The organism is Flavivirga sp. 57AJ16 (genome assembly GCF_028736925.1).
Taxonomy (GTDB): domain Bacteria; phylum Bacteroidota; class Bacteroidia; order Flavobacteriales; family Flavobacteriaceae; genus Flavivirga.
Map to the genome: position 1 here is coordinate 87,973 of NZ_JAQZAT010000018.1, position 11,429 is coordinate 99,401.

General features: G+C 34.2%; 10 protein-coding genes. 5 read left to right on the forward strand and 5 right to left on the reverse strand.

The window, feature by feature from the left end; translation table 11 throughout:
* The first annotated feature begins 52 nt into the window (after window positions 1–52).
* The 4 genes from PQO00_RS17215 to PQO00_RS17230 all read left to right on the forward strand — a co-directional run bounded on the left by PQO00_RS17215 (window position 53) and on the right by PQO00_RS17230 (window position 5,412).
* The gene (locus tag PQO00_RS17215; RefSeq protein WP_274186099.1) at window positions 53–964 is read left to right on the forward strand and encodes a DMT family transporter; all 912 of its coding nucleotides are present in this window, start codon (window positions 53–55) and stop codon (window positions 962–964) included.
* 246 nt (window positions 965–1,210) lie between these two features.
* Window positions 1,211–2,164, forward strand: coding sequence for an acetyl-CoA carboxylase carboxyltransferase subunit alpha (locus PQO00_RS17220; protein ID WP_274186100.1), 954 nt, complete (start codon window positions 1,211–1,213; stop codon window positions 2,162–2,164).
* Between the two features lie 168 nt (window positions 2,165–2,332).
* Window positions 2,333–3,871 (forward strand): replicative DNA helicase, encoded by a 1,539-nt coding sequence (dnaB, locus tag PQO00_RS17225; protein WP_274186101.1) that lies wholly within the window; start codon window positions 2,333–2,335, stop codon window positions 3,869–3,871.
* Between the two features lie 356 nt (window positions 3,872–4,227).
* Entirely contained in the window at window positions 4,228–5,412 is a 1,185-nt protein-coding gene (locus PQO00_RS17230; protein ID WP_274186106.1) for an asparagine synthetase B, read from the forward strand.
* Between the two features lie 11 nt (window positions 5,413–5,423).
* Here PQO00_RS17230 and PQO00_RS17235 read toward each other — a convergent pair whose 3' ends face one another.
* On the reverse strand, window positions 5,424–5,855 hold the full coding sequence (locus PQO00_RS17235; RefSeq protein ID WP_274186102.1) for a hypothetical protein: 432 nt from the start codon (window positions 5,853–5,855) through the stop codon (window positions 5,424–5,426).
* Window positions 5,856–5,981: 126 nt separating this feature from the next.
* On the opposite strand from PQO00_RS17235, the gene PQO00_RS17240 reads away from it, so the two are divergent.
* Complete coding sequence (locus PQO00_RS17240; protein ID WP_274186103.1) at window positions 5,982–6,404, forward strand: secondary thiamine-phosphate synthase enzyme YjbQ; 423 nt, start codon at window positions 5,982–5,984, stop codon at window positions 6,402–6,404.
* Window positions 6,405–7,181: 777 nt separating this feature from the next.
* Here PQO00_RS17240 and rplT read toward each other — a convergent pair.
* The 4 genes from rplT to thrS all read right to left on the reverse strand — a co-directional run bounded on the left by rplT (window position 7,182) and on the right by thrS (window position 10,517).
* Window positions 7,182–7,526 (reverse strand): 50S ribosomal protein L20, encoded by a 345-nt coding sequence (gene rplT, locus PQO00_RS17245; protein ID WP_109308747.1) that lies wholly within the window; start codon window positions 7,524–7,526, stop codon window positions 7,182–7,184.
* A 147-nt stretch (window positions 7,527–7,673) separates the two neighbouring features.
* Complete coding sequence (rpmI, locus tag PQO00_RS17250) at window positions 7,674–7,871, reverse strand: 50S ribosomal protein L35 (protein WP_019388182.1); 198 nt, start codon at window positions 7,869–7,871, stop codon at window positions 7,674–7,676.
* Between the two features lie 123 nt (window positions 7,872–7,994).
* Complete coding sequence (infC, locus tag PQO00_RS17255; RefSeq protein ID WP_274186107.1) at window positions 7,995–8,504, reverse strand: translation initiation factor IF-3; 510 nt, start codon at window positions 8,502–8,504, stop codon at window positions 7,995–7,997.
* A gap of 78 nt (window positions 8,505–8,582) precedes the next feature.
* Complete coding sequence (thrS, locus tag PQO00_RS17260; RefSeq protein WP_274186104.1) at window positions 8,583–10,517, reverse strand: threonine--tRNA ligase; 1,935 nt, start codon at window positions 10,515–10,517, stop codon at window positions 8,583–8,585.
* Between the last annotated feature and the right edge of the window lie 912 nt (window positions 10,518–11,429).

An 11,429-nucleotide genomic window follows, 5' to 3' on the forward strand; every position in this document is an offset into this window, starting at 1 on the left:
TAACTAAATGGAGGCTTTTTAACGAAATTAGTGTACAAAAGAGCAGGTCAAAATGTATAGATTTTTTCATGATAAACCTCGATTAAATAATTATCTACACCTTCATTTTTTAGTTTTTATAGCTGGCTTTACTGCCATTCTTGGGGAGTTAATTACAATAAAAGCGATTCCTTTGGTTTGGTATAGAATGGTCATAGCGTCTATTTTAATGTTTATTTATATTAAAGCAGCCAAAGTTAAATTAAAGATCGCACTAAAATCTCTTTTTAGACTTTCGGTAGCAGGAATCATAATAGCCTTGCATTGGATTACCTTTTTTGGTGCTATAGAAGAATCTAATATATCCATAGCATTGGCCATGTTTTCAACAGGCGCCTTTTTTGCTTCTTTTATAGAACCTATAATTTACAAAAGAACCATTATTTGGTATGAAATTCTTTTTGGCGTTATAGTAATAATAGGCGTTTTTATAATTACACAAAGCGAAATAAAATACCTTACAGGTATCCTTTTAGGAATATCATCAGCTTTTTTTTCTTCATTATTTGCCGTTTTGAATGGCAAATTTTTAACACAACATACTGCAACAGTTATTTCGTTTTACGAATTTTTAAGCGGCGTATTGTTCATTTCTATCTATATTCTATTTTTTGGTGAAGGGTTTTCTTTAGACTTTTTCAATTTATACATATCCGATTTTGGGTACCTTTTTATATTAGCATCCATTTGTACTGCCTACGCTTTTATTGCATCCATTTATGTCATGAAACTTATTAGCCCTTATACAGTTGTATTAACTTATAATTTAGAACCTGTTTACGGTATCATTATGGCTATTATATTGTTTCCGGAAAAAGAGCAAATGAGTGTATCGTTCTATTATGGTGCTATAATGATTATAGCTACCGTAATTATAAATGGCATCTTAAAAAACACAAGAAAATTAAAAAGAAAGCATAGTTAACAGTTTAACCCGAACTATACACGGTTATTCTATTCCAAAGCCAAACTGCCTGCTACCTTTGGCGATGCTCTTAATTTTTATGCCTCAAAAGTGGGTAACAATTTATCCTTTAAAAATTACTGTGCTTCCCAAATCTATTGGCATTTTGACTTTTCATAACGAAAACCATGAATAGTTCGGGTTAAGAAAATTAAAGTTTTTATATTTGTACGCTAACCTTAAATTAATGGCTAAAATAAAATTCTTATGGAATATTTAGAATTTGAACTCCCTATAAAAGAACTGGAAGAACAACTACAAAAGTGTAGAGTGATTGGGGAAGAAAGTGAAGTAGACGTTACAGAAACTTGCTCTCAAATAGAAAAGAAACTAAAAGAGACCCAAAAAGATATTTATAAAAACCTATCACCGTGGCAACGCGTGCAATTATCCCGCCATCCAAATAGACCCTATACATTAGATCATATAAAAGCGATCTGTGGCGATTCATTTTTAGAATTACATGGAGACCGTAACATCAAAGACGATAAAGCAATGATTGGTGGTTTAGGGAAGATAGGCGACCAAAGTTTTATGTTTATTGGTCAGCAAAAAGGCTATAATACTAAAACCAGACAATATAGAAATTTCGGAATGGCAAACCCCGAGGGTTACCGTAAAGCATTACGGTTAATGAAGTCTGCCGAAAAATTCGGAATCCCTGTAGTCACTTTAATTGATACACCAGGTGCATATCCCGGTTTAGAGGCAGAAGAACGCGGGCAAGGAGAAGCTATAGCCAGAAATATTTTAGAAATGACACGCTTAAAAGTTCCTATAATCGCTATCGTGATTGGTGAGGGAGCTTCAGGCGGCGCCTTAGGGATTGGTGTTGGAGATAAAGTGTTGATGTTAGAAAATTCTTGGTATTCTGTAATATCACCAGAGAACTGTTCTTCAATTTTATGGCGTAGTTGGGAGTATAAAGAACAAGCAGCAAAAGCTTTAAAATTAACCGCTACAGATGCTAGGAAAATAAAAGTGGTCGATGGCGTCATTAAAGAACCACTTGGAGGCGCACATAGAGATCGTGAAAAAACATTTTTAGCAGTAAGTAACGCTATAGTAAAATCTTATGAGGCACTTAAAAACTTATCACCAACAGATTTAATATCCCAACGGATGGAAAAATATGCAAATATGGGAGTGTATAAAGGGTAAGCCTTTCAAAACCATAGCATCATAAAATCTGAAACTTATAGTTTTGGATTTTTTTATGCTTATTAACAATATTTTTAAGTTGTTAACAGTTAAATTGTTAATGACCTGTGAGCAATCCTAATTCAATTTTTGTTTTAAAACCTTTTCTTTTTAATTACTTTCGTATATATGAAACAACCTAATCAAATTCAAGGATATAAAGTAGATAAGAGTACTATTATTAATCTTGAAAAGGGGAAAATACCTCCTCAAGCACTTGATTTAGAGGAAGTTGTGCTCGGAGCGATGATGATTGATAAAAAGGGGGTTGATGAAGTTATAGATATTTTAAGCCCCGATGCATTTTATAAAGAAGCACATCAGCATATTTTTGAAGCTATTTTTCAGTTATTTGAAAACAGTGAGCCTATTGACTTATTAACCGTTTCAACACAGTTAAAGAAAAATTCCAAACTGGAATTGGTCGGAGGTGATTTTTATCTTATTTCTTTAACCCAAAAAGTGTCTTCTTCAGCGCATATAGAGTTCCATGCTCGTATTATTTTACAGAAATTTATTCAGCGTAGTTTAATAAAAATATCTAGCGAAATTATTGAAGATTCTTATGATGAAACTAAGGATGTTTTCGATTTATTGGATAAAGCTGAAGCAAAATTATACGAAGTTACCCAAGGAAATATTAAAAAATCGAGTGAAACAGCTCAAGATCTGGTCATTCAGGCTAAAAAGAAAATTGAAGAAATTTCAAATAAAGAAGGGCTTAGTGGTATTCCAACAGGATTTAATAAATTAGATAAACTAACCTCCGGTTGGCAGCCATCCGATTTAATTATTGTAGCGGCACGTCCAGGGATGGGTAAAACGGCCTTAACACTTTCTATGGCAAGAAATATAGCCGTAGATCAAAATATACCTGTAGCATTCTTTTCTTTAGAAATGGCATCAGTACAATTAATAACCCGTTTAATTTCTAGTGAAACTGGTTTGTCTTCCGAAAAATTACGTACAGGTAAATTAGAAAAACACGAATGGGAACAACTTAATGTAAAAGTAAAAGGATTAGAAAAAGCACCTCTTTTTATTGATGATACACCATCGCTATCCATTTTTGATTTAAGAGCCAAAGCACGTCGTTTATCATCACAACATGGTATTAAATTAATCATGATTGATTATTTACAGTTAATGACCGGAGGTAATAGCCATGGAGGAAACCGTGAACAAGAAATTTCCATGATTTCCAGAAACCTAAAAGCATTAGCTAAGGAATTAATGGTTCCGGTAATAGCCTTATCGCAATTATCACGTGCTGTTGAAACCCGTGGAGGGAGTAAGCGCCCCCTGTTATCAGATTTACGTGAATCTGGAGCCATTGAGCAAGATGCTGATATTGTATCATTTATTTACAGACCGGAATATTATAAAATTGATGAATGGGATGATGAGGAGCGTTCTCCAACAGAAGGTCAAGCAGAGTTTATTGTCGCAAAGCATAGAAATGGCGGTTTAGAAAATATACGCTTAAAGTTTATTGGTCACTTAGGGAAGTTCGATAATTTAGATGATTTTGACTCTCCTTTTGAGTTTCACTCTAAAATGAATGCAGCAGCTAACGATGATACATTTAAGACGGATAATTTTAAAGCAAGTCCAGATCAAGCTTTCGGGAGCTCATTTAATGATGATGACGATGATGTACCATTTTAATTAATAATCTGTCATGCCTCTTAGAAATCTACTTCTATTTTAAATGTTCAAGAAACAGAAACATAGATAAAAAGAAAAGGTGAAAGTGGATTGGAAGTCATTGATATTCATTTTGGGATTTACATTTGAAAAATATTGCTTGAACAAAATGTTAAATCATTTTAATCGGAATAAATTTTAAGTATCTTTCAACTTCAATAAGAGTTTCTGTTATTTCGAACCTGCCTCAATGGTAGACAGGGAAGGAACGACCAAGAATTCTCATAAAGTTTCGCTTCAAATTGAAAAAGTTATTTATAAGTTTACTCTTTATATTAATTGGTATTAATACCTATGCATCCTATATTCTTATACCTATGGATGCAGAAAGTCAAAAGAACCATCTAAAAGCTTATGGCATTACCTATTGGACACTCAGTAAGGAATTAAAAGTAAAATGGCTTTTAAATTATAGAGGCGGTTCTTTTTTATTACCAGACACAGAAGATATTCAGCGAGAATGCCAGATTCGAGGTATTTCTTTCGAAGTCATTTCTAATTCTAAAGTAGAAAGTATCTTAGAGGAAATAAGCAGTCCAAGTAAAAATATGGAAGCAGTAATTTTAGAAAAAGCCCCTAAAATTGCAGTATATACACCCAAAGGTAAGTTGCCTTGGGATGATGCCGTAACTATGGTACTACAATATGCTGAAATTCCTTATGAAACTGTTTATGATGAAGAAGTATTAAATGATGGTCTGTTACTGTTCGATTGGTTGCACTTGCACCATGAGGATTTTACGGGACAATATGGTAAATTTTATGGTGCTTATAGAGCGACTCCCTGGTATATTCAAGAAAAAAAAGATGCAGAAGCATTGGCAGCAAAGCTAGGTTATAATAAAGTATCCCAAGAAAAATCAGATGTTGCCCTAAAGATTAGGGATTATGTTATTGGTGGCGGCTTTATGTTTGCGATGTGTAGTGCCACAGATAGTTTTGATATTGCTTTATCTGCAGAAGGTGTCGATATTTGCGAACCCATGTTTGATGGTGATGGTAGCGATCCTGCTTATCAAAATAAAATCGATTATAATAAAACCTTTGCGTTTACTAATTATACACTAGAACGAAGTCCAACCGTATATGAGTTTTCTTCAATAGATATGACAAACAAGCGCAGAGTACCGCAAACAACCGATTATTTTTCCTTAATGGAATTTTCAGCAAAATGGGACCCTATCCCTACCATGTTGTGCCAAAATCATACAGCTTTGCTGAAAGGCTTTATGGGGCAGACAACCTCTTTTACAAGAGATGAAATAAAATCGAATGTATTAGTTCTGGGGGAAACAAAATTGAATGGAGAAGCGAAATACATACACGGTATAAAAGGAAAAGGTTTCTTTACTTTTTATGGCGGCCATGACCCGGAAGATTATCAGCATAGAGTAGGGGATGCCAAAACAGAATTGGATTTACATCCTACATCCCCAGGGTATAGGCTTATTTTAAACAATGTCCTATTTCCAGCCGCTAGGAAAAAGAAACAGAAAACATAGTAAAATATAAATTATTCAACAACTTCAGTTGTTCTTTGGAACGTGTATACAAAGCCATCTGCTCCACTACCTTCAGATAAATCATTTTGATCTATTACTAGTTGATTAGATGTGGTTTCAAAACCACCAAATTCATTCGTACTAATATTAATATAAGTTTTGTTGTTCTTTTCTGTTACAGAATACGCATAAGTTCCAGAATCCAGGGCATCCTGCTTAGTGTCATCGGTATTATTGTTTACGATTGTAAGTTTTAGGTTTACTTCATCAAAAGTCCAAATAACGGTTTTTAAGGGAAATGTATCATTAACACCAGCTATACCACCAGTGGTTTTAATTAAATTCCAATGGGTGATAATAACTTGTGGGGTGTTATTATCATCTGTAGAGCATCCTGTTAATAATAATAGACCAAATATAACAGTCAGAAAATACTTTTTCATGCATTTTAAATTATAGGATTCATTTATATATATAGACGAAAAAAGACTAAAATGGTTGCGTTATAATTTTAATAAAAGTATGATAATATATAATTTGGTAATAGCTAAGCGTAAAAATTATTTAATATGAAGTTTTTTCAAAAGGAAATAAAATTGCAAGCCCATTCAAGAGGTTTTCATTTAATTACAACTAACATTTTAGATGCTATTCCAGATATAAGGCAGATAAATATTGGGCAAATACAAGTATTTATTAAGCATACGTCTGCCAGTTTGACTATAAATGAAAATGCGGACACTACAGTAAGAACCGATTTTGAATCCCACTTTAATGTTATGGTTCCAGAAAATGCACCTTATTATAGGCACACCTATGAAGGACCAGACGATATGCCTGCCCATATAAAGGCATCATTGTTAGGGGCATCAGTGCATGTGCCTATTACAAATGGAGCATTAAATTTAGGAATCTGGCAAGGCATTTATTTGTGCGAACATAGAAATCATGGAGGTTCGAGAACAGTTGTTATTACGGCTTTTGGGATTTAAACAAATAACTAATTCAAGGAGGGGCAAAAACGGATCAAGAACAAAAGTTGTGTGCGATATGAAATCATTTATAACGAGCCATGACCAAGTGCATAATAACCACTTCACGGTAAATCCAGATGGCCCAAGTATACCTAGCGTACCATAAAATAAAACGCCTCTTTCTTCCAGTTTTAAGCTTAAAATTGAAATTCTTCTCCTCTTTTTTAAATTTAAGAAGAGCCCCCAGCTGGATCAACATATGGGGGTAATATTAAAAACTGTACCTGAAAATACAAATCGGACTTGCTCCTCACTTTTGAAAAGGGAGGATAATTTCGACTTTGTCGAAATTTAGGAGGGTTAAACCTGGATAGGTCTATGGCAGGCCTTCTTTTCAGATCGACTAAAACTTTTACCTAAACAGAACTTTTGTGCATGATCCGGCAAAACGTTATACCAATTATTATTTAAAATGAGCTATAAATAATTTGAATTATATTTTGATCAGATAAGATAGAAAATTCAATCATAGCCTTAGTTATGTTTTTATACCAGTCAAGCTGAGCACATGTTTAATATTGAAATATGAGCAAAATAGAAATCGAAGATTCATGAATTCCTATTTATCAAATTAGATCTGTGAACTAAACAAATTATATGGGTTGTTTTGAGTCATAATTGGTATTACTTGTTCTTTAGCCATTTGGAGGTTGAGAAAAACAAAAAAATCCGATTCAATTAAGAACCGGATTTTTTATTAAGCGAATAATATGTTTTACAATAGGCGAAAACGCCTTATTTTACTTTCTCTATAACAGCTTTAAAAGCCTCAGGGTTATTCATAGCTAAATCTGCTAAAACCTTACGGTTTAATTCAATATCATTAGCTTTTAATTTCCCCATAAATTGAGAATAAGATAACCCATGTTCTCTGGCTCCTGCGTTTATACGCGTAATCCATAAAGCACGGAATGTTCTCTTTTTGTTTCTACGGTCTCTGTACGAGTATTGCATCGCTTTGTCGACCGCATTTTTTGCTACTGTCCAAACGTTTTTACGTCTTCCAAAGTAACCTTTTGCTTGTTTTAGTACCTTTTTTCTTCTGGCTCTTTTTGCTACAGAATTTACTGATCTTGGCATAATTTTAATTGTTTTTTGTAGTAGGCGTCCCGAACTTGTTTCGAGAACTTTTTTATTTTTTTAATCGTAAATCATAAATCTACAATCGTTAATCAATAAGCCTAACTCCAGGGTTTATAATTTATTTAATAACCGATTAAAACCATGTTACTTTAAACGTAACATGGTTTTAATGTTGTCCTCGTCTGCCTTATGTACTAATGTATCATGAGTTAGAGCAAGTTTACGCTTTTTAGACTTCTTTGTTAAGATGTGACTTTTAAAAGCGTGTTTTCTTTTAATCTTTCCAGTACCCGTTAACTTAAAACGTTTTTTGGCACTAGATTTTGTTTTCATTTTAGGCATTTTCTTTTCCTAGTTTTAATTATCTCGCTTAATTACTTTAGAGCTGAACTTGTTTCAGCATCTTTATCTTTTTTATTAATTCTTAATATTGCTGCTTACAGACCGCTAGACGGGTTCGAAGCATTATTTTTTTGGAGCAATAAACATGGTCATACGCTTACCTTCTAAACGTGGCATCTGCTCAACTTTACCAAGTTCTTCTAAATCTTGCGCTAAACGTAGTAATAAAATCTGACCTTGTTCTTTAAATATAATAGATCGTCCTTTAAAAAATACAAAAGCTTTAAGCTTAGCACCTTCTTTTAAGAACTTTTCTGCATGCTTCTTTTTAAATTCATAATCATGATCATCTGTTTGAGGACCAAAACGAATTTCTTTAATGATAACTTTGGTAGCTTTAGATTTTAAAGCCTTATCACGTTTCTTTTGTTCATAAAGAAACTTTTTATAATCCATAACCTTACAAACAGGAGGATCAGCTTTTGGGGAAATCTCTACAAGATCCAATCCTTGCTCATCAGCTATTTTTAAAGCATCTCTGGTAGAGTATACACCAATTTCAACGTTATCTCCAACAAGACGTACGTTATGTGCTGTAATTTTTGAGTTTATTTTATGTTTATCCTCTTGTATAACCCTTCTATTGGGTTGATTTCTTCTTCGAATTGCTATGACGTTATGGTTTTAAATTAAACTTTATTTTTATTATTTTTAGAACGATTTTAACGTTTTATTTATTTCTTCTTTTATAATTTCGGAGAATTTTTCAATGGAAATCATTCCTAAATCTTCTCCACCATGCTTACGCACAGTTATTTTGTTTTCTTTCTCTTCTTGCTCTCCTATGATAATCATATACGGGTGTTTTTGCATTTCAGATTCCCGAATCTTCTTTCCAATAGTCTCATTTCTATGATCTACAAGGGCGCGAATTTCGTCATTTTCTAGCAAATTTAAAACTTTTTCCGAGTATTTTTCATATTTCTCGCTAATTGATAATATTACAGCCTGTGTTGGCATTAACCAAAGCGGAAAATTACCAGCCGTATGTTCTAACAAAATAGCGATAAAACGTTCTATACTCCCAAAAGGAGCTCGGTGTATCATTATAGGTCTATGTAGCTCATTATCACTGCCTTTATAAGTAAGGTCAAAACGTTCGGGTAAATTATAATCTACCTGGATAGTTCCAAGCTGCCAGCGTCTTCCTAAAGCATCTTTCACCATGAAGTCCAATTTAGGACCATAAAAGGCTGCTTCGCCTTCTTCAATAACATAGTCTAAACCTTTATCTGAAGCAGCATTTATAATAGCACGTTCTGCTTTTTCCCAATTTTCAACATCCCCAATATATTTGTCGGGGTTTTCAGGATCCCTTACAGAAACTTGGGCAGTAAAGTTTTCAAACCCTAAAGCATCAAATACATAAAGCACTAAATCGATAACATCTTTAAACTCTTTGTCTAATTGATCTGGTGTACAAAATAAATGGGCATCATCTTGTGTAAAACCTCTAACCCTTGTTAAACCATGTAGTTCACCACTTTGCTCATATCTATATACGGTGCCAAATTCAGCGTAACGCTTGGGCAGGTCCTTATAGCTCCATTGAGCACTATTATATATTTCACAGTGGTGTGGACAGTTCATGGGTTTTAATAAAAACTCCTCATCTTCTTTTGGTGTATGTATTGGTTGAAAACTATCTTCACCATACTTTGCATAATGACCAGAAGTAACATATAGCTCTTTTTGTCCTATATGTGGTGTAACAACCATTTCATAACCGGCTTTTTTTTGTGCGGTTTTTAAAAAGTTTTCCAAACGTTCACGTAAAGCAGCACCTTTTGGCAGCCATAAAGGTAAGCCTTGTCCAACTTTTCTCGAAAATGTAAACAGTTCTAATTCTTTACCTAGTTTTCTATGATCACGTTTTTTAGCCTCTTCTAATAATTCTAAATATTCAGTAAGTTCTTTTTGCTTTGGAAATGAAATTCCATAAACACGTACTAATTGCGGATTATTCTCATCACCTCTCCAATAGGCCCCGGCAACCGATAAGATTTTTACAGCTTTGATAATGCCGGTATTAGGAATGTGACCTCCGCGACATAGATCTGTAAAAGAGGAATGATCACAGAAGGTAATGGTGCCATCCTCCAAGTTTTCGATCAATTCAGTTTTAAATTCATTATCACTATATAAAGATAGAGCTTCGGCTTTTGTAGCGGAACGCATTTTAAAATCATGTTTCCCACGTGCAATCTCCAACATTTTAGTCTCAATAGCTTTAAAGTCTTTTTCAGAAATGGTATGTTCTCCAAAATCGACATCATAATAAAACCCATTTTCAATCGCAGGACCAATCGTAAGTTTTGCACCAGGGTATAATTCCTCAATAGCCTGTGCCAATACATGCGCAGAAGAGTGCCAAAAAGCAGTTTTGCCTTCATCATTATTCCATGTGTATAAAACTAAAGACCCATCAGTGGTTAAAGGGGTAACGGTTTCAACAGTTGTACCATTAAAACTTGCCGAAATCACATTTCTGGCAAATCCTTCACTGATGCTTTTAGCAACATCCATAGGTGTCACGTTTTTTTCAAACTGCTTGACACTTCCGTCGGGTAATGTTATATCTATCATAAAATAATTTAAAATCAGAATGCAAAGATAATAGTATAAACAAATCCACACAATATATATATATGTAATAATTTTATATGTAATTAATTTGGGGCATTTCCACATTCATGATGTAGTTGAACCATTCATTATAGCTGTTTGTTGACAGGCGGCTCTTTTTATGTTAAGCTAGTTTTAGCGCTTTCTTTTAAACATAGTACTATAATATTATGAGCGATCAAATGAGTTTGATATTTGGGATCCTTAAAATAAGAGAAAAAGAGCAGAAGAGTTATGAAAGAAAGTAGTCATAATAATAAGGACAGTCGTATAGAGAACGACAAGGAGGATCTGGGTGTCGTTCAAAGTAAAAAAACAAAAAAAATACATGCCCTAACCTCTTAATTTTCAGGGTCTAAAAAACGGACCAAAAAGAATCTTGAAAAAAGGCTAGGAAATGTCGCAACGAGTAGTATCTTTGCACCCGCTTAGCAGAGAGGATCGGACAGATCGGGATGTTGGCGAAGTTCATATAGATACGGGGATCCGAACGGGAAGAGAGTTCAGGAAATTTTTTCAAAAAAAAGATCAGGGAGGCATTGCGGGAACAAAAAAGGTTGTATGTTTGCAGCCGCCAAAACGGACAGCGTTCCGGGGGTAAAAGTTCATGCGGCCCCATGGTTTTAAGGTACAGAAAAAGGATCTGAATTTTTTTTTCAAAAAAGATCAAGAAAGTATTGCGGGAACGAAAAAAGGGTTTTATATTTGCACCCGCTAAACGAGGAAACGAGATTAGAGAAGACAAGAAAGAGTTCATAGACATATTGAATTGACAGCGTAAGGCCCCTGCCGGAAACGGCAGGGGCCGGACAAAAGAGAATAGACCATTTTGAGCATTAGAAATTCCTATTGGTCGTTAAGAGCTGCCCCCTA

What these genes read in the sequence shown, in the direction of transcription:
- PQO00_RS17215 (WP_274186099.1), top strand. Translation starts at nt 53, where the DNA reads ATGTATAGATTTTTTCATGATAAACCTCGATTAAATAATTATCTACAC.
- PQO00_RS17220 (WP_274186100.1), top strand. Translation starts at nt 1,211, where the DNA reads ATGGAATATTTAGAATTTGAACTCCCTATAAAAGAACTGGAAGAACAA.
- dnaB (WP_274186101.1), top strand. Translation starts at nt 2,333, where the DNA reads ATGAAACAACCTAATCAAATTCAAGGATATAAAGTAGATAAGAGTACT.
- PQO00_RS17230 (WP_274186106.1), top strand. Translation starts at nt 4,228, where the DNA reads ATGGATGCAGAAAGTCAAAAGAACCATCTAAAAGCTTATGGCATTACC.
- PQO00_RS17235 (WP_274186102.1), bottom strand. Translation starts at nt 5,855, where the DNA reads ATGAAAAAGTATTTTCTGACTGTTATATTTGGTCTATTATTATTAACA.
- PQO00_RS17240 (WP_274186103.1), top strand. Translation starts at nt 5,982, where the DNA reads ATGAAGTTTTTTCAAAAGGAAATAAAATTGCAAGCCCATTCAAGAGGT.
- rplT (WP_109308747.1), bottom strand. Translation starts at nt 7,526, where the DNA reads ATGCCAAGATCAGTAAATTCTGTAGCAAAAAGAGCCAGAAGAAAAAAG.
- rpmI (WP_019388182.1), bottom strand. Translation starts at nt 7,871, where the DNA reads ATGCCTAAAATGAAAACAAAATCTAGTGCCAAAAAACGTTTTAAGTTA.
- thrS (WP_274186104.1), bottom strand. Translation starts at nt 10,517, where the DNA reads ATGATAGATATAACATTACCCGACGGAAGTGTCAAGCAGTTTGAAAAA.